This window comes from Mycobacterium sp. 1165178.9 (assembly GCF_001673555.1).
Taxonomy (GTDB): domain Bacteria; phylum Actinomycetota; class Actinomycetes; order Mycobacteriales; family Mycobacteriaceae; genus Mycobacterium.
This window is the reverse complement of record NZ_LZMB01000517.1, coordinates 1-20,631: the sequence shown is the minus strand read 5'-3', so window position 1 is coordinate 20,631 and position 20,631 is coordinate 1. Positions and strand designations below refer to the sequence as shown.

Sequence of the window (20,631 nt, the reverse complement as noted above, 5' to 3'; positions counted from 1 at the left end):
ACCAGTTCGTTTCCCCTGCCTGACTAAAACGGGGAGACAGATGAAACTCCACGGCTGGTGCTTTGATTCGATATGTGTTTATATAGATGGATGTCGAATCCAGCGGGATCGGAGTGCTGCCCGGCATTGGGGACGGCCGCCTTGGCCGAGCCGCAGGCAGCGGAGTTGGCGGCGATGTTCAAGGCCCTCAGCGATCCGGTGCGGCTGCGATTGTTGAGTCTGATCGCGAGCCACCCCGGTGGCCAGGCCTGCGTCTGCGAGATCTCCCAGACGTTCGACGTCTCACAACCGACGATCTCCCACCACCTCAAGACGCTACGGTTGGCGGGGCTGTTGGACTGCGAACGGCGCGGCACATGGGTGTACTACTGGGCGGTTTCCGCGGCATTGCAACAACTTTCGTCGGTATTGAGCATCGACGCGCCGATGACCGCGGAATGCGGGTCATGAGCTCGCCTGACACGGCGGTGGGCGCCCGGCTGTCGACGTTAAATCGGTTTCTGCCTGCATGGATCGGGATCGCCATGGCTGGAGGCCTGTTGCTCGACCGGACGGTCCCTGGCCTGGGACGGGCGGTGAGCGCGGTTGAGGTCGACGGTATCTCGTTGCCCATCGCGATTGGCCTGCTGGTGATGATGTACCCGGTGTTGGCCAAAGTGCGCTACGACAAGCTCGGCAGCGTCACCGGTGACCGCAGGCTCATGGTGGCCTCGGTGGTGCTGAACTGGCTAATCGGACCAGCTGTGATGTTCGCATTGGCCTGGTTGATGCTGGCGGATCTGCCGGGATACCGCACCGGGCTCATCATCGTGGGTTTGGCGCGCTGCATCGCCATGGTCATCATCTGGAACGACCTCGCGCGCGGCGACCGCGAAGCCGCCGCGGTTCTGGTCGCGCTCAACTCGATTTTCCAGGTCGTCATGTTCGCCGCCCTCGGCTGGTTCTATCTGTCGGTGCTGCCGGGTTGGTTGGGGCTGAGCACGACCGGCATCGATGTATCCGCTTGGAAGATCGCGAAATCCGTGCTCATCTTCCTTGGCATCCCGCTGTTGGCCGGGTACCTGTCACGGCGTCTCGGTGAACGTGCCAAAGGCCGAAATTGGTATGAGAGTCGGTTCCTGCCGCGAGTCGGGCCCTGGGCGCTGTATGGGTTGCTGTGCACCATCGTCGTCCTATTCGCGTTGCAAGGTCACCAGATCACCTCCCGGCCATGGGATGTCGCGCGCATCGCGCTGCCACTCCTGGTGTATTTCGCGATCATGTGGGGCGGGGGCTATGCGCTGGGAATCCTGTTGCGATTGGGATACCCCCGCACCACCACCATGGCGTTCACGGCCGCCGGCAACAACTTTGAACTCGCGATTGCGGTGGCGATCGCCACCTACGGCGCCGCGTCGAGCCAGGCCCTGGCCGGTGTGGTCGGACCGCTTATCGAAGTCCCGATCCTGGTCGCACTGGTGTACGTCTCCCTGGCCCTGCGACCGCGGCTCTTTGACGAGGCCGGGAATTCCGGCGCCGACCGGCCTAGCGTCCTGTTCGTCTGCGTGCACAATGCCGGCCGTTCGCAAATGGCGGCTGCGCTGTTGAGTCATCTGGCCGGCGACCGCATCGAAGTGCGCTCCGCCGGAACGGAGCCCGCCGACCAGATCAATCCGGCCGCGGCGGCGGTGATGGCCGAATGGGGGATCGACATCGCCGGCGCCCCGAAAGTTCTCACCGCCGACGCGGTCCAGCGCAGTGACGTGGTGATCACGATGGGCTGCGGTGATACCTGCCCGTACTTCCCAGGCGTCTCGTACCGAGATTGGCGCCTGCGCGATCCCTCCGGTCAGCCGGTCGAGACGGTACGCGCCGTTCGCGAGGACATCGCCGAGCATGTCCGTGCCCTCATCGAGGAACTGCTCGGGACCACGATGACAATCGAGATACCCGCCGCGAAAGGAAGGTAACCATGTCGCGTGTCCAACTCGCCCTCAACGTCGACAACCTCGACGAGGCAATTGCGTTCTACACTAAACTTTTCGACGTCGAACCGGCCAAGGTCAAGCCCGGCTACGCCAATTTCGTCGTCAACCAGCCGCCGCTGAAATTGGTGTTGCTGGAGAATCCCGGCCACGGCGGCAGCCTCAACCACCTTGGCGTCGAGGTCGCCTCCAGCGACAGCGTGCATAGCGAAAGCCAACGGCTTGCCGAAGTCGGCCTGCCGACCGACGAAGAGATCGACACGACATGTTGCTTCGCGACACAGGACAAAGTCTGGGTCAGCGGTCCGGGCGGTGAACGTTGGGAAATTTACACAGTGAAGGCTGATTCCGAGACATTCGGACCCGCCGACCAATCGGAGTGCACCTGCTGCGCCTCATAGGAACATCGCAGCCTACGGCCAGGCTTCCCAACTGATCATGGTGCGCAGCGGGCCGGCGAATACCGGGCGCACCGCCGTTGAACGCCAACGCTCTTCGATGAGCGGCGCCAGCGCACCGATGGTGGTCAACGGATCCTCGTCGAGGTAGACGACGGTGACGTACTGGTGATCGGTCCGCCAGCCGCGGGGGAGGTGGCTCCACCCCGGGCTGGAGCCGAAGGTCCACGCGCCGGCCGTACCCGGAGTCGCGAGCAGGGCGGGGTAGTGCTCGGCATGCAGCCACCGCAGCCAGTCGTCCGGCCGGCCCTCGGTGGGTTCCTCCACGATCAGCACGATGCCCCGATGCGGCCGAAACGGCACCACTTCGGGCGCCACCAGCGCGTACGGCGAGGATTGCCACTGCAGGAGGCGCAGACCGGCCACTTGCAGCGACGGTCGCACTACCGGGAAGCGACCGTTGTCGCGTAACGCGCGCCCTAGGGTGACGAAGTCATCGAAGGTCTGCTCGACCGGATCGCCGACCAGGTAGTGCACCGCGTTGCCGATGTCACCGAGGGGTCCATTGGCGGCCAGGCGGTGGTCGGGATAATCGCCGTCAGCGATCCAGCGCAACCCGTGCACGATGCCGGGCAGCTGGTATTGCTCGGGCATGTGATCCAGCAGGTGCCAGCGTAGATAACTGCCGTCGTCGTTCGGCGGCGCGGCGGTCAGGCTGAATATGCCCGCCCTGACGCGTATCACGCGCAGCCCCCGGTGGTGGGAGGCAGTGTGGCCCGCGCGCTCATCCCTGCATGTACCCCCCGGCATCGACGGGAATCGATTGGCCCGTGATGGTGCGGCTTTCGTCGCTGGCGAGGAACAACGCCAGGTTGGCGACGTCCTCGGGTGAGGAGATGTCCTGCAGAGCAACGCTTTTGAGTTGCCTGGTGCGAACCTTTTCGGCGTCGACGCCTTGCTCGTCAGCGGTGCGTTGCAACCAGTTGCGCCACAGCTCGGTGTCGATGGCCCCCGGCACAATGCAATTGCACCGGATGCCGTGCGGGCCGACCTCAAGGGCGACGGCCTTGGTGAACGCCCGCAGTGACGCCTTGGCGGTGACATAGTGCGTCTTGCGGACCATGCCCGCGTAACTGACCGTGGAGGAGAAATTCAGGATGACGCCGCGGCGGCGCTGCAGCATCGACTGGTTGAGAACTTCGCGGGTGCACAGCATCGCGGCGGTGACGTCGATGGCGATGGTGGCGTTCCAGTTGTCCAGCGTTTGCTCCCAGATCCAGCGGTCCTGCCCGGGCGCGGCGGCGTTGTTGCACAAGATGTCGACGTGACCGAACTCGTCGACGGCCCGCCCCACCATCGCCGCGACGTCGTTCTCATCGGTCACATCGGCGCGCATCGCGAGGGCGCCGGGACCGGCCGCTTGCGCGGCGGCTTGGACCAGCTCCGCTCGCCGTGCCGCCAGCAACACCTTCGCGCCTTCATGGACGAACAGCGAGCCCAGTACCGGTCCCAGGCCGCTACTGGCGCCGGTGATGATCGCGACCTTGCCGTCGAGTCGGCCGGTCATAACGCAGTCAGTCTGCGGGCACGCATATTTCGAACCGCGCGGATTCGTTCGGCAAGGTCGAGCATCATGTCATCTTAGGAAGATCTCGATGCGGTGTCATAGGCGGCCGAGGTCGCGCATATTTCCTGTTGCGTGAAACAAATGTCATCTGCGTGAGCCCTTCCGGGCCATGCTCATCGTGGCGTTTACTGTGTCGGTGGGCGGTGGTGGTGCGGATCGCGGCGAGCGGCGCACGCTGGTGTTGTCCGCTTTTCCGGGCGAAGCCGACGCGGTGCTGTCCCACACTACGCTCGATCCCGATCCGGTGGTCGTCGCTGGTCGTCGGCGCTTCTACCTTGGTTCGATAAGCGGCAAGAAGGTGATCGTGGCGATGACCGGCATCGGCCTGACGAACGCCGCCGACACCACCGAGGCCGCCTTCGACCGCTTCGCTAGTGGGTCCACCATTACGATTGGTGCAGTGGTGTTTTCGGGCGTCGCCGGCGGGGGCGGCCGCACCAGCATCGCGGATGTGGCGATACCGGCACGGTGGACATTGGATGGCGGCACGACGTTTCATTCGGTTGATCCCGGGATGCTCGCCACGGCCGAGAAGCTCTCCGTCGCATTGGAAAATGTTGCCGGGCGCATCACGCTGCGACACCGGCCGCAGGTGTTCGCCGGCGGCGACGGATGCAGCTGGGACAACAACAACGGCGTGGCATTCCCATGCATCCCACACGGCGGCAGCGTTTTTGGCTGCCAGCCCCGCAGCGCACCCGGCCGTTCATTTCTATACTCCGGCAACTTTTTCCGGGCGGCGGCCCCCTGGCTGAGAAGCGGCCTGATCAGCAACGTGAATATCGTATCGACGTCAGACCCCGCCTTCGACGCGACGGATATGGAGACTGCGGCCGCGCAGGCCGTCGTCGATACCCATGGTGTCCCGTTCATTGGCATCCGGTGCATCACGGACGGACCCGGCGATCCGCTTCGCCTACCGGGCTTTCCGTTCCAATTCTTCTGCTACAAGGCAATTGCCGCAAAGAACGCCGCCCGGGTAACTGCGGCTTTTCTACAGAGTTGGACTGGTCACTGACTGCTACTCGGCACCGCGTTCCACCGGATGGTCGGGATCCGAGCTCCACTCCGACCACGACCCCGGATACAACGCGGCCTCCCGGCCCATCGCTGCCAGCGCGGCGATCGTGACCGTGGCGGTGACGCCAGAGCCGCAGTAGGCCGCCACCGCGTCGTGACGTTCGATTGCGCGATCGGACAACAGTTGTGCCAGTGAGTCGTCGTCGAGGAAGGTGCCGTCGGCCGCCAGAACCGAGCCGCTGGGAAGATTTTTCGCGCCGGGAATATGGCCCGCGACGGGATCGAGAGGTTCGACGTCGCCGCGGTAGCGTTCCGGTGCGCGCGCATCAAGCAACGTTACAGTGTCTTCGGCGACTCGGTCGGCCGTCAGCGTGCTTCGGCTTCCCGCATACAGATCATCGTGCGGCACAGTCACATTCCCGGGCGTTGGATCGACCGGCCCGGTCTCCAGGCTATTTCCTGCCGATCGCCACGCGGCCAAGCCGCCATCCAGAATGCGTACGTTATCCAGTCCGGCCGCGGTCAGCACCCACCACGCTCGTGCCGAACCGGCACGATTCCAGTCGTCGTACACGACGACCAATGCGCCCTGCCGGATTCCCCAGCGACGCGCCGCGGTCTGCACGTCGCGTCCCGACGGCAGCGGATGACGGCCCCTGCCGGAGATCGCGTGGTCGCTGAGGTCATCGTCGAGCGAAACGTACACGGCGCCCGGAATGTGACCCTCGAGGTAGGCCGGCCGCCCATCGGGAGCATCGATTCTCCACCGCACGTCCAGGATGGTCACCGGATCGCCGGCTTGAATGATGTTCGCCAACTCGGCGGCGGTAATCAATACCTGACTGCGTGCTCCCAACGGATCCTCCTTGTCGGCCTGCAGCGAGCCTAATCGCCTGGTTGAAAGCGTCTCTTTCCAGCAAAGGGTGACGTAGTGTGCTGATGGGCAGCAGAGCAAACAGGAGCCGCAGTGGGCGCAAAATATCGTGTGGCGCACGTGGGCACCGGTTATACCGGGTCAATCGCGCTGCGAAAAATCCTTCGGTCACCGCATCTCGACCTGGTTGCGCACCTGGTGCATGGTCGTGACAAGGTCGGCCGAGATTCGGGCGACCTGGTTGGCGAATGCGCAGCCGGCGTTGAGACCGTCGGCAGTCTAGAGGATTTTCTCGCGGTTGACGCTGACTGCGTGACCTACTTCGCCACAGCATCCGGTCGGGACAGCAACGAAGTCGTAGACGACTTGTGTGCGTTCCTGGCAAGCGGAAAGAATGTCGTCACGCCGTCCTTCTTGGCGCTGTTCCATCCGCCGTCGCTCGAGGACTCAGCGCGTGAGCGGCTCGACGAGGCGTGCCATCGAGGCAGGAGTTCATTGTTCGCTACCGGCATTACCAGCGACATCCTCGCCGTGCACGCGGCAAGTATGACCGATCGGCCGGCGAAAGTGGTTATTCAAGAACGCATTCCCTGCGGCGCCTATCGGGTCCCGGGATTCTTCGCGATGATGGGCTTTGGGCGCAGCCTAGAACAAGATGCCGAGCTCTTCCCTGCGGGGGCGATGATCGGCCATATCGCGCCGCCGTTGCGACTCCTGGGTCAGGGGCTCGGGTGGGCCGTGGACGGGGTCCATGAGCATCGCGATGTCGCCCTCGCCGAACGTCGCTACAGCTTCGCTGCCGGCGAAATTCCCGCCGGCACGATAGCCAGCGTGCGGATGCGATTCGAGGGCGTCGTGAACGGTGAACCGCGCGTGCAGTTCTCGTCGATCTGGTCGATGCCCGATGAACCGGTAGAAGACTGGCAGCCCGCCATCGCGGCGGGTAGTGCCGTTCGCCGATTGACCCGGATCACGATCGACGGGGAGCCGCCGATACAGCTTGATTTCGCCCTCAACGGCGGAGACTTGCCCGGCTCGACGGCTACCGCTGCCCGCGTGCTGAACGCGATCCCTTCGGTCTGCGCGGCGCAACCCGGCGTCCTCAGCGCGCTCGACGTCGTCGTTGGGGCGAAGGTGTCCTCGAGTATGGACGGCACATCGTGACACGGGCCCCTACCTTGGTCCTCATAGGCGCCGCATCCGCTGTCGCATTGGCGCAACCGGCCGCCGCGATGCCAAACGTCAAGTGTGCCTTGACGACTCCCGTGCAGGAAGTGCAGCACATCGCTCAAGTGCCGCCTGAGCTCGTCAAACTCCTGCCGCCGATGGCCGATATCGGGGCTCCATTCAATTCCGGCGATTCGGTCAGCGATCCAAACGCGCCGTTTCGGCGCCTGATTCGCGCGGGCAATCACGGCGGCGACTGGTTCCTCTGGTACGAACACGGCGGAATCGGCTACTCCTGGCGGGCGGTGATCGCCCATGTCGAGCCAGGCGCAAAGCCCAAGGTCCTAGCGAACGCCGAAACCATCTCCGACACCCTCTGCGCGCTTACCGATGGCGCCTTCGCCGGACAAGTTCCGCCGTACCCGCCGGGGACGTGGGCGGCCTCGGACTTCTGACCCTATGCGGTCTGCTCGGAATCGCCGCGCGGGTCGTCGAATGCCGGTGCGCCCAAGGACGCCAGCATGCCGGTCGCGGCGCGATGCCAGGTAAAGTCCTCGGCGCGACGTCGCGCAGAGATGCGCCGCTGGCGTTCGGGGCGACTGACGATGGCGCTGACCGCTTTTGCGATGGCGGCTGGGTCATTGTCGGCCGACGCGCCGCTGTCCGGGGTGATGATCTCGTTGAGCGCCGACGTGCGTGAGACCACGGCTGGGGTTCCGCACGCCAGCGATTCGAGCGCGGCCAGCCCAAAAGTCTCGTGCGGGCCAGGCGCCAGCGTCACATCGGCCGACGCCAGGAGCTGCGCCACCGTGTTGCGATCGGAGACGAAACCGGTGAAGTCGATCGGCAGCCGCGCGGCCTGTCGCTCCAGCCTGGACCGCAATGGACCCTCGCCCACGACCACCAGTCGCGCGTCGACACCGGCGTGGTACAGCTCGCCGAGCGCGTCGATGCTGCGGTCGACGCGCTTTTCCACCGACAGTCGCCCGCAGTGGACCAGCAGCATCTGCGTTGGCGCGGCCCACTGCTCGCGCACCAAATAGGAGTGGTGGCGCGGGTGAAACGTCTGCAGGTCCACACCAAGCGGCACCGTGACGGTGTTGTCGGCGCCGATGCGGTCGAATTCCTCGCGCGCGAAACCGGTGGTGCACACGATGGTGTCATAGTTCGCGGCGGTGCGCGCGTTGGCCACGTCGGCGAACCTTTGTGCGGCCCTTCGCGGAAGGATCTGTCCGACAAGGCGATCCAAACGCTCATGGGAGATCATCACCGTCGTGGCGCCGAAGTCACGGCCCCACCGCCCCAGTGATCGCAGGGTGAGGCGATCCGAAACCTCCAATGCGTCGGGTCGCAGCGCGGCCAGCAGCGCCTTCACCGGGCCCGGCATCACCGCACGATAACCACCGGTCAAGGGAATCAGGCGGGCCGGCAGGGTGATTCGCACGACGCCGGTGTACAGCTGGGCGCGCTCAGCGTGCTGGCCGGGAACGATCAAGAAGACTTCGTGCCCCGCGGCGCAATATTCCGCGCCCAGCCGGTCGATCGCGGTGCGGAGGCCGCCGGAGCGAGGGCCGTAGAAATTGGCGACCTGTACAACGCGCATAACGTGAGGACACGCGGTGCGCGTGTGCACCCATCAATGCTGAACCGTCGCGTGCCTGAACTCTGTGTGAACTTCACTTCGGTGCGCCGTTATCCGTCCGTCTGCGGCCCGAACCAGCGCTGTAGCGCCGCACGTAGGGCCGCTTCCTGAGACGAGCCGAGTTCGTCGGCCGCCCAGGCGACGTATCCATCGGGGCGAATCAGCATCGCCTCGGCGGGTCCGCCAGCGATGCTCGCGCTGACGGTGTCGACTCGATCTGCCCAGCCACGCGCCGTGTCCGCGAAGCCTCCGTCAAGGTCGAGCAGAACTGGGCGGCCATCGTGGAGTAGTTCGGCGACCCGTCGACCGTCATCAAGCGTCAGGTCAGGCACGAGCCAGCCCGACAGCGGGTGATCGTCGCCGACGTCATACGGCACGTCGGCGCCGGCCAGCAGCGCTGCCATGTGCCTTTGCGCGGCGGGGAACGTGAGGAGCTCGCCCAACAACGTTCGCAGTGCGGCGACCTCGGGCCCCGGCGCCATGAGGGCGAGCTGCGCCAGCGAGTGCATCATCACGCGCTGACCCACCGGGTAACGCTCGGACTGGTAGGTGTCGAGCAATCCGGCCGGGGCCGTGCCGTTGACCGCGGCCGCCAGCTTCCAGCCCAGGTTCATGGTGTCTTGCAGGCCCAGATTCAAGCCCGGGCCGCCCAATGGGCTATGCACGTGCGCGGCGTCACCGAGCAGCAGGACTCGGCCATCACGGTAGCGCTCGGCGTGGCGGGTGTTTTGCCCGTTGATCCGGCGAAGGGCGTGCGGCCCTGCGTCTTTCGGCTCCTCGAACGGGATGTCGACGCCGAGAACGCGCCGTGCGCTGTCGCGGAGTTCGGTCAAAGTCATGGGAACGTCGGGGACTGGAGGGCCGAACTCGAGGGTCCCGAGCAGCGATCGGCCCGGCTCGAATTCGGCGTAGATGATCCCGCCCCGGTCAAAGCGGCTGTGGCCGAAGGGAAGCAGTCCGAATCCTGGAATTTCGATACGGCTGTAGGCTCGGTGGAGCTCGTCGGGGATATGCACGTGAGCCAGCCGGGCGACCATTGGCGATGTGAAGCCGGGAAAGTCGATGCCGAGCCTCTTGCGGACCAGGCTGCGGCCACCGTCGGCGCCGACGGCGTAGCCGGCGGCGATGGTGTACTCGCGCTCGGGCGACGAGACCGTCAGCGCAACCGATTCCGTGTTCTGTTCGATGTCGACGAGTCCATGGCCCCAACGCAGATCAACCCCGAGGTCGCGGGCCCGCTTTTCCAGCAGCCGCACCAACCGGGGCTGCTGCATGGCCAGCACATACATCGGGTTGTCGGTCACCTCCGAGAAGTTCAGCCCCATGGCCGCGAAAATCCATCCAGGGTTTGGGCGTGGAGGCGCGTCGTCACCGGCGAAGGTCTGATACAGCCCGCGCATGTCGAGCAGCCGGATGATCTGTCCGACAAGGCCGTTGGCTTTCGGCTCGGAGCTGGGTCCCGGCAGGACGTCGAGCACGACGGGCCTGATCCCAGTCAGCCCCAGCTCGCACGCGAGCAGCAGCCCGTTGGGCCCCGCGCCGGCGATGACGACGTCGGAATGTTCGTCAGTCATGGCGCGCCTTCTCCCTGGCAGGTTCGGGTAGCCCAGCGCTGACGGCGGCGAAGCCCTCGCGGATCAGCGTGGTGATGGCCACCGGCGGGTCGGCCCGCACATAGGCGTCGGCGGCGGCATCACCGACGGCGCGTACGACGGACATCACCAATCGTGGGTACAGGTCGCGGTCGGGGTCGGTCGCCGTACGTTCGGCGATCACGTGGAGCAACTCGTCGAACAGGTTGTGTGGCACCGAGTTCCGCACCTGTGGGTGCATGACCAGCCTTCGGACCTCGACAAGCTCTTGCCGGCTGGGCGCGCGGTTCTCCTCGCCATACACGTCGCCGAAGTCCTCTTCCAAGGGTTCCAGCACGGCATGGGTGAGGGCGGTCCACAGCGGTTCGTCCGAAGGGCGCTGTCGCAGCACGGCAACGCTGCGTCGCACGCGTTCGGCTTGCCGGTAGGCGAGCGCCTCGTACTTGCCGCTGAAGTAGTTATTGAACGTGCGCAGCGAGACGCCGGCCATGTTGGCGACGTCTTCCCGCGTCACGTTTTCCAGACCGCGTTCGAAAGCCAGCCGCAGCGCGGCATCACTGAGCGCGCGCCGGGTGTCGGCCTTCTTGCGCTCACGGAGCCCGGTCATGCCGACCAACGTACGCCAAACTTGCCTACTGGGCAAGATTGCCTGACGGGCAATCTTGTGGTGAATGTGCGTACATGGCGTTGAGTGTGCAGCTACGGCGGCGACACGCCGGGCAGGGCCGCCCAGGATGCACGCTCGACGGCAGGATTCGCGGCGACGGTCAGCACCGGCGGCGAAGCCAAGAGCGACTAGCGAGTGCCCCAATCCCACCGGGGCGTCGTCATCAAAGTCTGGCCGCTGATGCGTGTTTCGCCCCAGTCCTTGAACAGCTCGATCTCGACGGCCTGGCCTTCGGTGGCGTCCTCTATGTCTGCGACCGGCGTCGTATCGAGAAAGTCGAGCAGCGACCGGGAATGGGTGACCACCACGACTTGCGTCTTGGCGGCGGTGGTGCGGATCAGCGACGCCAGCGGTGCAACCAGGTCGGGGTGCAGCGAGGTTTCCGGTTCGTTGAGCACCATCAGGGAGGGCGGTTGCGGGCTCAACAGGGCCGCGGCCCACAGCAGGAAACGCAGTGTGCCGTCGGATAATTCGGCCGATCGCAACGCGCGCAGCATGCCGCGTTGCCGCAGTTGGAGGTCGAACAACCCGTCATGGATGGCGACCGAGACGGTGGCACCGTCGAATGCCTCGGCCACGGCGCGGTTCAGGTCGTCGAATCCCGACTCGAGGATCGTCTGGATCGCGGCCGCCAGGTCACTGCCGTCGTCGGAGAGCACCGGGGTGCGGGTGCCCACCTGCGGGTGCCGCGCGGGCGCTCCCGCGTCGACTCGGAAGCCGTCGTAGAACCGCCAGCCGCGCAGCCGTTCTCGCACGGCGGCGAGCTCGGGAAGCGCGTGCGGGTGGGCGTATTCGGCGAGCACGCTGTGGTAGGACGGCAGGGATCGGGACAATTCGTCGAAACCGCTGCCGGAGTCCGCGCTGGCCTCGGCGAAGACGCGCGACCGGCGCACCAGCGTCGTACTGGACCGCAGCACGGGACCGGCGAACAGCACTTCCCGTTTGATCTCCGGATCGCGGGCGAACACCGACTTTCCGGCCGACTGTGGCATGCCCAAATCCACCAGATAGCCGAAATCATCTGCGGCGAAGCCCATTTCGAGTGAAACGGGCCGGGTGTGCACGGTGCCCTCGGCCTTCCCGGAGCGTCGAGCGCCGGCTAGCTGCTCGGGACCGGCCCACAGCACCGATTGCAACCCGCCCTCGCGGGCGAGCGACCCGATGACCTCGCCGCGGCCGCAGTCGGCCAGCAGGCGCAGCGCGCGATACAGCGAGGATTTGCCGGCGCCGTTGGCGCCGGTGATCACCGATAGACGACCCAGGGGCAGGATCACCTCGCGCAGCGAGCGATAGCCACGGATCGCGACGGTGTGCAGCATGGCGCCGACTGTACGGTCGGCCACCGACGGGCCCTATTCGTCCTCGTCTTCGTCGGCAGCGGCGGCGAGCAGCTGCACTTCCTCGAGATCCATCTCGTTCTGCAACTCGCGCAACACGATGTCGTCGATCAGGTTTTGATTGCGCAGCGAAGTGATTTCCCGGCGCTTGTGTTCGAGCACGCCCAGACGCACCCGCCGGACCTTCTCCCGGCCCTTGAGAATGCGGGTGTTTGGTTCAGCGTTCTCGGTGGCCAGCACCAGCGCCGCCTTTTCCTCGTATTCCTTTTGCAGCCGCCGCCTCAGGTCGTCGCCGATGCCGACTTCGTCGGCGACCGTGGGCAGCGCTTCGAGGGCGGCTTGCGACCCCCGGCAGCGCGCCAGATGCAATTCCTGGGCGTGGGTCGCGTCTTCGGGCATGTTCGCCCACCGAACGACGGCGGGCAGCGTGCTGCCCTGGACCAGGACGGTCACCAGGATGACGACGACCACGACGAAGATCAGCATGCTGCGATCGGGGAACGGTGCGCCGCTCAGTGTTGTCATCGGCACGGCCAACGCCGCCGCCAGCGATACGGCACCACGGAATCCCGCCCAGGCGGTGACGAAGCGCTGGCGCCAATTGATCCGGCGTTCGCGTTGCACCTGGCGGCGGTCGATGAGTCGAATCAGCAGCGTGGTGATTTCGCCCCAGAAGATGCGCGAGACGATCACCACGCCGGTGATCACCAGCGCCACGAACACGGCGTGCCGGACCCCGCCGTCGACGCCCACGATGCCGCGCAGCGCTCCCGGGATCTGGACACCGACGAACACCCACAACGAGCCGTTGAGCAGAAATGTCGCGATGTCCCAGAAGGCGAAGGCCTGCAGCCGGGACCGGGCCCGGATAACCAACGGGCTGGCGTAGGCGAGGACCAGCGCCGACACCATCACCGCGACCACTCCGCTGCAGTCCATCGATTGGGCCAGCAGGAAGGCCGCGAACGGCGTCACCAGGCTCAACGCTCCTTCCTCCTGCGGGGCGTCGATTCGCTTGCGCAGCAGCGCCACCGCTCCACCGACCAGCAGACCGGCCGCGATCCCGCCGAGGTAGGAGACGATGAACCGGACGGTCACCTCGGGTGGGGTGATCCTCGACCCACCGATCGCGACGTTGACGCTGACGGCGAACAGCACCAGGGCCGTGCCGTCGTTGATGAGACTCTCGGCCTTCAGCACGGTCAGCGATCGGCGTGGCAGCTTCTTGGCGAGACCGGCCACCGCGGCGGCGTCGGTGGGCGACAACACCGCGCCCAGGACGCCGGCGGCGTGTGAATTCATGCCCAGCGCCCGCGCCGTCCACGACACCGCTACCGCGGTGGCGATCACCAGGACGATGCTGAGAAACACGATGATGCGCGCGTTGGCACGGATCTCGCGGAAGCTAGTGTTGAGGCCCTCCCAGTAGAGGATCGCCGGAAGAAACAGCAGCAGCACGATCTCGCCGTTGACCTTGATGTGCGCGAAGTGGGGAATCAGTCCCAGCAGGACGCCCAAAAAGATCAGCAACACCGGGGGACCGACGCGATAGCGCCGGCCGATGACCGTCCCGACGATGACGGTGGACACCAGGGCGACGATCAGTTCGAGGCCAAACACCAGCCCATCCTGCCGGACGCGACGATCGGCGGCGTCGTCGCCTATCTTCGGTCTGGGTCAGACCTATTAGGCTCCGGGGCGGGAAATCGAAGGGGGATCTGGTGAGGGTCAGGCTGCTGGTAACAGTCGCCGTGCTGATGTTGTCGACCGTGGTGGGCTGCCACTTCGCGTCCAGGAACCCCCCGTCGACCAAAACGCTCCAGGTCCCCATGAACGAGGTGCTGACGCAGAGCGAGATCAAGCAGGACATCACCCTCTCCGTCGGCAACACCCTGGTGGTGGAGCTGGGGTCGAATTACACCACCCCATACCGGTGGAACCCCGACACCAAGATCGGCGATGCGTCGATCATCAAGCAGCTCAGCCACGAGTTCGTCCCGCCGACGTCTGACGCGCTGGGGGCGCCGGGCAACGAAGAGTGGACGTTTTCGGCCCTGAAACCGGGCACCACCGCCGCCAGCACGTCCTACACGAGCTTCGTGGGCAAGGACGCCAAACCGGCGTGCACCTACACGCTGACCGTGACGGTGCAATAAGCTGCGGGACACCCGTCGCGAGGCTACGGTTCGGACGTGTTCGGATTCCTTCGCAACTTGTCCCAGATCGGCCAGCTGCCCGCCCCGCTGCGTGAGGAACTCGAAGCCGAGGGAATCATCTTCAGCGCCGGGCGGGTGGGGGTGGTCCGGCACTTCAGTGGCCATGTGCCCGGGGTGTATTCGGCCGCCGGCGTCTCGCGGTATACGGGTGGGTTCGCGTTCACTGCCGCCCGAATCGTGGCCACTTTTCCCGCGCGCGGTGACGCCAACCTGCGGTCCATCGACTGCCCGTGGGACACCGACTTCGGGCCGGGTCGGGTCACCATCACCGAGAAGGGCCTCGGCGTTGACATCGACCTTCGTGGAGTCGACGCCGCTTTCAGCGGCTCGATGAGGCTCAACTACAAGAAGCGAATTCCCGGCGAGGTGCTGGCAGCCCTACCCGGGACGACACTGCGTTTTCCGGTCGAACCCGTGTTCGTGTACCGCGCCGCGGGGGTGCGTCCGAAGTCCTAGCGTTTAGGACACCTCGGGAGCCGCAACGACGTCAGCCCGCAGGTGCGCGGCGTAGATCTCGGCGAGGAATTGCTCGATGGCCACCGCGGTGTGGGCGGCGCGGACCGAGCCGAAGATGTCGAAAGCGTGTTGGGTGAGCGGTAATTCGGCGTACACCACTGGTTGCGCGCTGACCTGCCGGAGTCGTTCGACGAACATGCGGGCCTGCTCGACGTAGGCCAGCGAGTCGTTGGTGCCATGCAGGACGAAGAACGGGGGAGCGTCGGCGCGCACATGGTTGACCGGTGACGCAGCCTCGAACGTCTGCAGATGTGTGGATGGCTTTTGCTTGATGATCGACTTGATCAGCAGCGCCGGCATCATCGGATGCAGCGTCTTGTCGAACCGGGTGAAGTCGTAGATGCCGTAGAGCGGGACCGCCGCCTGCACCCGGGTGTCGGCGTCCTCGAATCCCGGCTGAAACTGCGGGTCATTCTGCGTCAGCGCGGCCAGCGCCGTGAGGTGGCCGCCGGCCGAACCGCCGGTGATGACGACGAAGTCGGGGTCGCCCCCGTATTCGGCGATGTGCTCCTTGACCCAGGCGAGGGCGCGCTTGACGTCGACGATGTGGTCGGGCCAGGTGTTGCGTGGGCTGTGCCGGTAGTTGGCCGCCACGCAGACCCAGCCCAGTTCGGCGAGGTGGCTCATCAACGGATGAGCCTGTCCGCGTTTGTTTCCCGTCGTCCAGGCGCCGCCGGGGATCTGGAAGAGCACCGGTGCCTTGCCGGCCGGATCGAGGTCGGGCCGTCGCCAGATGTCGAGGTGGTTGGCGCTGCCGTATTCGCCGTAGCTGATGTCGGAGTCGTGGGCGTAGTCGCGGTAGATCCGCAGCATTCGCACCAGCCCCGGGGTCTTGGCGGTGCCACCGCCGGACGGCCGCCGCCACAGGCCTCCCGACTCGGTGAGCCGGTCCGCCCCCAGCCCGCTGTCCAGCGCCTCGGACAGGGGCACATTGGCCCGATGGCCCGCGCGGCCGAGGTTCAGCAGGCCCAGCCCGGAGAGGGCGCCGACAATCCAAGCGGATATTCGCACGGGCTTGTTTAGGCGGCGGCCGGTCAACGCCAATCCACTGAGTTGGGTGAGCAGCGTTTGCAGCGGCAATTCGGTGACGACCAGCCCAAACATCCACGAGAACAGGGAGGGATATCCGCGACGCGCCAACGGCCGGTAGGCGTTGATGGTGGACGCCGCCGTCGTGGCCGTGACGGCCAGCGACCCCATTTGCCGGATGACGTGGAGGATTCGAGCTATCCGCATTGCCTCACCTTACGAAACGGGTGAGGCTACGACGCCTCTGCTCGGCTCTCCAGCTCCTTGACCGGGGCCGGGTCGTTCTCGGTCAGCCCGACCTTCGCCGCGCCCCCTGGCGAGCCGAGCTCGCTGAAGAAATCGGCATTGATCTGCAGGTATTGGCTGTGCTCGTCGGGCAGGTCGTCTTCGTAGAAGATGGACTCGACCGGACACACCGGTTCGCAGGCACCGCAGTCGACACACTCGTCAGGGTGGATGTAGAGCATCCGAGCACCCTCGTAGATGCAGTCGACGGGGCATTCCTCGATGCACGCCTTGTCTTTGATGTCGACACAGGGTTCGGCGATCACGTAGGCCACGAGTGATGTCCTTCCTTCTGGCTAGCGGGGTCAGCCGGCTGCGAGCAGTCAAATATGGTCTGGCTGGCTAATTTAGCGCGACGGCGCGCGCGGAGGCTACCGGCCTCTTGGTTGAAGCATTCGGTAGCCCGCAAAAAAGCGGGGCCCAGACTGCTGGTTCTGAACCTGGTCGACTGCGCGCCTCATGCGTCCCATCGTTACGGCTCGGGCGCTGCCTGAGTAGAGGTTTGGCGTTGTGGTGTCACAAGCTATAGTTGTGTCACACGATTTGATTGTGAGCTGCCGCCCATGCCGCTGAGCCCTCGGTTGCCCGACCTCGCCTCGTTCGAGGCGTTTTTGGCGATCGCCGAGACCGGCAGCCTCGGCCGGGCCGCGCGCGAGCTCGGGCTGACCCAGCAAGCGATATCCCGGCGGCTCGCCACGATGGAGGCCCAGATCGGCGTCACCCTGGCCGTCCGGACCACGCGGGGCTCGCAACTGACGCCCGCTGGCCTGATCGTCGCGGATTGGGCGACCCGCCTGCTCGAGGTCGCCGGTGAGGTCGATGCGGGCCTGGGTTCTCTCCGAAAGGAAGGCCGCGAACGCATCCGGGTGGCGGCCAGCCAGACGATCTCCGAACAACTCATGCCGCACTGGCTGCTATCGCTGCAGGCCGAGGCGACGCGGCGCGGCGATACTGCGCCCCAGGTGATTCTGACCGCCACCAACAGCGACCATGCGATCGCCGCGGTCCGCGACGGTAGCGCCGACCTCGGTTTCGTCGAAAACCCAGGTACGCCAAAGGGTTTGGGTAGCTGTGTGGTGGGGGAGGACGAGCTGGTGATCGTGGTTGCGCCCGACCACAAGTGGGCGCGACGGGGGCGGGTGGTGACGGCACGCGAGCTCGCGCAGACGCCGCTGGTGGCCCGTGAACTCCATTCGGGCATCCGCGATTCGCTGACGGCCGCCTTGCGCAAGGTGCTCGGCGAGGACATGGAACAAGCCGAACCCGTGCTGGAATTAACCTCGGCGGCGGCCATGCGCGCCGCGGTGCTCGCCGGCGCGGGACCGGCGACCATGAGCCGACTAGCCGTCGCCGACGACCTGGCCGACGGTCGCCTCCACGCGGTGAACATCCCGAAGTTGGACTTACGCCGCAAGTTTCGGGCCATCTGGATCGGCGGGCGCACCCCGCCGCCGGGCGCCATCCGCGACCTGCTCAGCCACATTCTCAGCCGTGCGGCGGCGTCGAAAGCTCAGGCAGCAGCGTCCTCGGCAAAGGCTTCGTCGTAGCGGTCGAGCACCGTCTCGGCCACCAGCTGGTGAGCGCCCAGCGGTGCCGACATCGGAATGCCGTTGTCGCGGGCGAAGTTTGACACGCCGTCGGTGATGAGGCCCGGGGCTAAGAACCACGGCGCGATGACGAGCCGGCGCGCGCCGCAGCGGCGCAGCTGATCGGCGGCGCGGGCCACCGATGCCTCGGGCCGGGTGGCGAACGCCGTTGTGGCCCCGGCCCATTGGGTGCCGGCGGCCAGCCTGGCCGCCACCTTCGAAGTGCGCGCATTGGCGGCGAGGTTCGACGAACCGATCGCGACGACCATCACCCCGAGATCGTTGTCGAGCGGGGAAACCCCGGCCTCGACGAGTCGTTCGCGCAGCACGGCGACCAACCGCTCGTCTTCGCCGAGCACGTCGGCCTGCCGAATGCCCTGGGCGCCGGCGTCGGCGATCTGGTTGGGGATGTCCAGGCGCGCGTGATAGGCGCTGGCGAGCAGCAAGGGGGCCACCACCGCGCGGCGGCTGTCCGGCAACCCGGCCACCACGTCGGCGAAGCCCGGCGTATTGAGCTCGAGGAACGCCAGCCGCACGTCGAGGCCAGGCCGCATCGCCGCCAGGCGGTCGGCCACGGCCGCGGCGTTGGCGCCCGACCGGGGGTCGCGGCTGCCATGTGCGGTGAGTACCAGTGTGTTCATCGCTGCCTCAGCGCAATTCGTCCTCGTCGGCGCGCAGCGCCCAGGTGGCGAAGGCCTCGCCGTCCTGGCGACCGTCGAGGTACTTGCGCGTCACCCGGTCGATGTAGTCGCCCAGTTCGGCGCTGGTGACCTTGTGCTGGCGCAGTTTTCGGCCGAAGCCGCTCTGCTCGCCCAGGCCGCCGCCGAGGTGAACCTGGAAGCCCTCGACCGAGTTGCCCTCGCCGTCGTCGATCCACTGGCCCTTGAACCCGATGTCGGCCACTTGGATTCGGGCGCACGAGTTCGGGCATCCGTTGAGGTGCACGCTGATCGGCAGGTTGAGCCTGGAATCGACGTCGGCCAGGCGCTGCTCCAGCTCGGGCACCAAAGTCTGTGCCCGCACCCGGGTTTCGGCGAACGACAGCTTGCAGTACTCGATTCCGGTGCACGCCATGGTGTTCTTGCGCCATGACGACGGCCGCGACGGCAGCCCGAGCGCTTCCAGCCCCGCGACCAGCTCGTCGACCTTGTCGTCGGCAACGTCGAGAATGACCAGTTTCTGGAACGGCGTCCACCGCGCCCGATCGGAGCCGGCCTTCTCCATCAGGTCGGCCACGGCCGACAAGGTGGTGCCCGATACGCGCCCGACGATCGGCGCGACGCCCACGGCGTTCAGGCCGTTCTTTATCCGCTGCACCCCGACGTGGTCGATGGTGTGCTTGACCGGCGCGGGCGCCGGCCCATCGATCAAGCGGCGGTTCATGTACTCGGTCTCCAGGACTTCGCGGAATTTCTCCACGCCCCAGTCCTTGACCAGGAACTTCAGCCGGGCCTTGGCGCGCAGCCGCCGGTAGCCGTAGTCGCGGAACAGCCGGGTGACGCCCTCCCAGACGTCGGCGACCTCGTCCAGTGGGACCCACACGCCCAGCCGCTGGGCCAGCATCGGGTTGGTGGACAGGCCGCCGCCGACCCACAGGTCCAGGCCGGGGCCGTGCTCGGGGTGGTTGACGCCGACGAACGCGATGTCATGGGTCTCGTGGGAGACGTCCTGCAGCCCGGAGACCGCGGTCTTGTACTTGCGCGGCAGGTTGGCGTACTCGGGGTTGTTCAGCGAGCGTCGCACGATCTCGTCGATCGCCGGTGACGGATCGAGGATTTCGTCGAGCGAGTCGCCGGCGAGCGGCGAACCGTGGATGCCGCGCGGGCAGTCACCGCAGGCCTCGGTGGTCTGCAGGCCCACCGAGTCGAGCCGCCGCCAGATCTCGGGCACGTCCTCGATCCGGACCCAGTGCAGCTGCAGATTCTCCCGGTCGCTGATGTCGGCGGTGTCGCGGGCGAATTCGGTCGAAATCTGGCCCAGCGTGCGCATCGTGTGCGCGGTCATCGCCTTGCCGTCGGAGCGGACCCGCATCATGAAGTACTTGGCTTCGATCTTGTCGGTGTTCTCGTCGCCGGTCCAGCTGCCGTCGTAGCCCTGCTCACGCTGGGTGTAAAGGCCCATCCAGCGGAACCGCCCGCGCAGGTCGTCCTTGGCGATGCTGTCGAAGCCCTGTTTCGAGTAGATGTTGATGATGCGCTCGCGCACGTTGAGCGGCGCGTCGTCGTTCTTGAATTGCTCGGCGTGGTTGAGCGGTTCGCGATCGCCCAGCGCCCACTGACCGTCGTTGCGGGTCTTGACGGGACGTGCGGTGGTCATGTGGCGTTCTCGTTCCTTATGGCGGATCTGGCCTCAGATTGGGCCGATTTGCGGCCGCGGGGCGGGCTGTCGGGCCGCGGCATCGCGATGAAGTTGGGTGTGTGGGCACCCGCGAGGTTCGTCGTTGGACCCACGGGGTCGCGATTTCCATGGTGCACCACTTGCGACGGCGTCAGTAGAGGTCATCAGTTGTGAAGGCACAACTGGGCGTTGTGTGCGCTGCTTCACTTCGTTGCCTTGGCGGCCAGCGGGATGGGGTCGGCGCTTACCGGATTCGCAGTAGTGTGGCCGCCTATGAGCTCCTCCGACGTCCACGATGTGATCGTTATTGGTTCGGGTCCTGCTGGGTATACCGCGGCGTTGTATGCGGCGCGGGCGCAGTTGGCACCGGCGGT

General features: G+C 66.1%; 22 protein-coding genes. 10 read left to right on the top strand and 12 right to left on the bottom strand.

The genetic code is table 11. The features are described 5' to 3' along the window. Window positions 1-90 precede the first annotated feature (90 nt). From A5652_RS22075 to A5652_RS22065, 3 genes are read left to right on the top strand one after another with little or no spacing between them, the layout of a single operon-like run. Complete coding sequence (locus tag A5652_RS22075) at window positions 91-450, top strand: helix-turn-helix transcriptional regulator (RefSeq protein WP_067356750.1); 360 nt, start codon at window positions 91-93, stop codon at window positions 448-450. Then, window positions 447-1,949 (top strand): ACR3 family arsenite efflux transporter, encoded by a 1,503-nt coding sequence (gene arsB / locus A5652_RS22070; RefSeq protein WP_197514057.1) that lies wholly within the window; start codon window positions 447-449, stop codon window positions 1,947-1,949. Before A5652_RS22075 ends, arsB begins: the two co-directional genes overlap by 4 nt. A gap of 2 nt (window positions 1,950-1,951) precedes the next feature. Then, window positions 1,952-2,365: an ArsI/CadI family heavy metal resistance metalloenzyme gene (locus A5652_RS22065; protein ID WP_067356744.1), complete on the top strand. Its 414-nt coding sequence runs from the start codon at window positions 1,952-1,954 to the stop codon at window positions 2,363-2,365. Window positions 2,366-2,377: 12 nt separating this feature from the next. On the opposite strand, the gene A5652_RS22060 is transcribed toward A5652_RS22065, so the two are convergent. Beyond that, entirely contained in the window at window positions 2,378-3,103 is a 726-nt protein-coding gene (locus A5652_RS22060; RefSeq protein WP_067356795.1) for a hypothetical protein, read from the bottom strand. Between the two features lie 43 nt (window positions 3,104-3,146). After that, a complete protein-coding gene (locus A5652_RS22055) occupies window positions 3,147-3,929 on the bottom strand; it encodes an SDR family NAD(P)-dependent oxidoreductase (RefSeq protein ID WP_067356740.1) in 783 nt (260 codons plus the stop codon). A gap of 169 nt (window positions 3,930-4,098) precedes the next feature. On the opposite strand from A5652_RS22055, the gene A5652_RS22050 reads away from it, so the two are divergent. Further along, window positions 4,099-5,007, top strand: a complete 909-nt coding sequence (locus A5652_RS22050; RefSeq protein WP_082984016.1) for a hypothetical protein — start codon at window positions 4,099-4,101, stop codon at window positions 5,005-5,007. Between the two features lie 3 nt (window positions 5,008-5,010). On the opposite strand, the gene A5652_RS22040 is transcribed toward A5652_RS22050, so the two are convergent. After that, the gene (locus A5652_RS22040) at window positions 5,011-5,865 is read right to left on the bottom strand and encodes a sulfurtransferase (protein WP_067356734.1); all 855 of its coding nucleotides are present in this window, start codon (window positions 5,863-5,865) and stop codon (window positions 5,011-5,013) included. A gap of 330 nt (window positions 5,866-6,195) precedes the next feature. Here A5652_RS22040 and A5652_RS22035 point away from each other — a divergent pair, with 330 nt between their 5' ends. Then, the gene (locus tag A5652_RS22035) at window positions 6,196-7,047 is read left to right on the top strand and encodes a hypothetical protein (RefSeq protein WP_156745480.1); all 852 of its coding nucleotides are present in this window, start codon (window positions 6,196-6,198) and stop codon (window positions 7,045-7,047) included. An 89-nt stretch (window positions 7,048-7,136) separates the two neighbouring features. Continuing rightward, entirely contained in the window at window positions 7,137-7,505 is a 369-nt protein-coding gene (locus A5652_RS22030) for a hypothetical protein (protein ID WP_232001313.1), read from the top strand. Window positions 7,506-7,507: 2 nt separating this feature from the next. Here the strand turns inward: A5652_RS22030 and A5652_RS22025 are convergent, their stop codons facing one another. The 5 genes from A5652_RS22025 to A5652_RS22005 all read right to left on the bottom strand — a co-directional run bounded on the left by A5652_RS22025 (window position 7,508) and on the right by A5652_RS22005 (window position 13,908). Continuing rightward, a complete protein-coding gene (locus tag A5652_RS22025) occupies window positions 7,508-8,653 on the bottom strand; it encodes a glycosyltransferase (protein WP_067356723.1) in 1,146 nt (381 codons plus the stop codon). A gap of 89 nt (window positions 8,654-8,742) precedes the next feature. Continuing rightward, window positions 8,743-10,266 carry an FAD-dependent monooxygenase gene (locus A5652_RS22020; protein WP_067356720.1) on the bottom strand — a complete coding sequence of 508 codons (1,524 nt, stop codon included), beginning with the start codon at window positions 10,264-10,266 and terminating at the stop codon, window positions 8,743-8,745. Continuing rightward, window positions 10,259-10,891: a TetR/AcrR family transcriptional regulator gene (locus A5652_RS22015; RefSeq protein ID WP_067356717.1), complete on the bottom strand. Its 633-nt coding sequence runs from the start codon at window positions 10,889-10,891 to the stop codon at window positions 10,259-10,261. The genes A5652_RS22020 and A5652_RS22015 overlap by 8 nt, the downstream gene beginning before the upstream one ends. 188 nt (window positions 10,892-11,079) lie before the next feature. Further along, complete coding sequence (locus A5652_RS22010) at window positions 11,080-12,270, bottom strand: AAA family ATPase (protein ID WP_067356714.1); 1,191 nt, start codon at window positions 12,268-12,270, stop codon at window positions 11,080-11,082. Between the two features lie 33 nt (window positions 12,271-12,303). Further along, window positions 12,304-13,908 (bottom strand): Na+/H+ antiporter, encoded by a 1,605-nt coding sequence (locus tag A5652_RS22005; RefSeq protein WP_067356712.1) that lies wholly within the window; start codon window positions 13,906-13,908, stop codon window positions 12,304-12,306. A 101-nt stretch (window positions 13,909-14,009) separates the two neighbouring features. Between A5652_RS22005 and A5652_RS22000 the strand changes: the two genes are divergently transcribed. Together A5652_RS22000 and A5652_RS21995 are read left to right on the top strand one after the other, a co-directional pair. After that, window positions 14,010-14,444 carry a protease inhibitor I42 family protein gene (locus A5652_RS22000; protein WP_067356711.1) on the top strand — a complete coding sequence of 145 codons (435 nt, stop codon included), beginning with the start codon at window positions 14,010-14,012 and terminating at the stop codon, window positions 14,442-14,444. Between the two features lie 36 nt (window positions 14,445-14,480). Then, window positions 14,481-14,960, top strand: coding sequence for a hypothetical protein (locus tag A5652_RS21995; RefSeq protein ID WP_067356708.1), 480 nt, complete (start codon window positions 14,481-14,483; stop codon window positions 14,958-14,960). Window positions 14,961-14,963: 3 nt separating this feature from the next. Here the strand turns inward: A5652_RS21995 and A5652_RS21990 are convergent, their stop codons facing one another. Both A5652_RS21990 and fdxA read right to left on the bottom strand, forming a co-directional pair. Beyond that, the gene (locus tag A5652_RS21990) at window positions 14,964-16,256 is read right to left on the bottom strand and encodes an alpha/beta hydrolase (protein ID WP_067356705.1); all 1,293 of its coding nucleotides are present in this window, start codon (window positions 16,254-16,256) and stop codon (window positions 14,964-14,966) included. A gap of 26 nt (window positions 16,257-16,282) precedes the next feature. After that, window positions 16,283-16,609, bottom strand: a complete 327-nt coding sequence (fdxA, locus tag A5652_RS21985; RefSeq protein ID WP_067356702.1) for a ferredoxin — start codon at window positions 16,607-16,609, stop codon at window positions 16,283-16,285. A 288-nt stretch (window positions 16,610-16,897) separates the two neighbouring features. On the opposite strand from fdxA, the gene A5652_RS21980 reads away from it, so the two are divergent. Beyond that, window positions 16,898-17,881: a LysR family transcriptional regulator gene (locus A5652_RS21980; protein WP_067356699.1), complete on the top strand. Its 984-nt coding sequence runs from the start codon at window positions 16,898-16,900 to the stop codon at window positions 17,879-17,881. On the opposite strand, the gene A5652_RS21975 is transcribed toward A5652_RS21980, so the two are convergent. Then, window positions 17,845-18,561: a sirohydrochlorin chelatase gene (locus A5652_RS21975; protein WP_067356696.1), complete on the bottom strand. Its 717-nt coding sequence runs from the start codon at window positions 18,559-18,561 to the stop codon at window positions 17,845-17,847. The genes A5652_RS21980 and A5652_RS21975 overlap by 37 nt on opposite strands. Before the next feature lie 7 nt (window positions 18,562-18,568). Then, window positions 18,569-20,236 carry a nitrite/sulfite reductase gene (locus A5652_RS21970; protein ID WP_067356693.1) on the bottom strand — a complete coding sequence of 556 codons (1,668 nt, stop codon included), beginning with the start codon at window positions 20,234-20,236 and terminating at the stop codon, window positions 18,569-18,571. Between the two features lie 294 nt (window positions 20,237-20,530). On the opposite strand from A5652_RS21970, the gene A5652_RS27835 reads away from it, so the two are divergent. Continuing rightward, the coding region (locus A5652_RS27835; RefSeq protein WP_156745479.1) for an FAD-dependent oxidoreductase at window positions 20,531-20,631 on the top strand (101 nt) is incomplete at its 3' end.

Bases quoted from the DNA above. Each gene is read 5' to 3' on its own strand.
- A5652_RS22075 (WP_067356750.1), top strand. From the start codon at position 91: ATGTCGAATCCAGCGGGATCGGAGTGCTGCCCGGCATTGGGGACGGCC.
- arsB (WP_197514057.1), top strand. From the start codon at position 447: ATGAGCTCGCCTGACACGGCGGTGGGCGCCCGGCTGTCGACGTTAAAT.
- A5652_RS22065 (WP_067356744.1), top strand. From the start codon at position 1,952: ATGTCGCGTGTCCAACTCGCCCTCAACGTCGACAACCTCGACGAGGCA.
- A5652_RS22055 (WP_067356740.1), bottom strand. From the start codon at position 3,929: ATGACCGGCCGACTCGACGGCAAGGTCGCGATCATCACCGGCGCCAGT.
- A5652_RS22050 (WP_082984016.1), top strand. From the start codon at position 4,099: ATGCTCATCGTGGCGTTTACTGTGTCGGTGGGCGGTGGTGGTGCGGAT.
- A5652_RS22025 (WP_067356723.1), bottom strand. From the start codon at position 8,653: ATGCGCGTTGTACAGGTCGCCAATTTCTACGGCCCTCGCTCCGGCGGC.
- A5652_RS22020 (WP_067356720.1), bottom strand. From the start codon at position 10,266: ATGACTGACGAACATTCCGACGTCGTCATCGCCGGCGCGGGGCCCAAC.
- A5652_RS22015 (WP_067356717.1), bottom strand. From the start codon at position 10,891: ATGACCGGGCTCCGTGAGCGCAAGAAGGCCGACACCCGGCGCGCGCTC.
- A5652_RS22010 (WP_067356714.1), bottom strand. From the start codon at position 12,270: ATGCTGCACACCGTCGCGATCCGTGGCTATCGCTCGCTGCGCGAGGTG.
- A5652_RS21990 (WP_067356705.1), bottom strand. From the start codon at position 16,256: ATGCGGATAGCTCGAATCCTCCACGTCATCCGGCAAATGGGGTCGCTG.
- A5652_RS21980 (WP_067356699.1), top strand. From the start codon at position 16,898: ATGCCGCTGAGCCCTCGGTTGCCCGACCTCGCCTCGTTCGAGGCGTTT.
- A5652_RS21975 (WP_067356696.1), bottom strand. From the start codon at position 18,561: ATGAACACACTGGTACTCACCGCACATGGCAGCCGCGACCCCCGGTCG.
- A5652_RS21970 (WP_067356693.1), bottom strand. From the start codon at position 20,236: ATGACCACCGCACGTCCCGTCAAGACCCGCAACGACGGTCAGTGGGCG.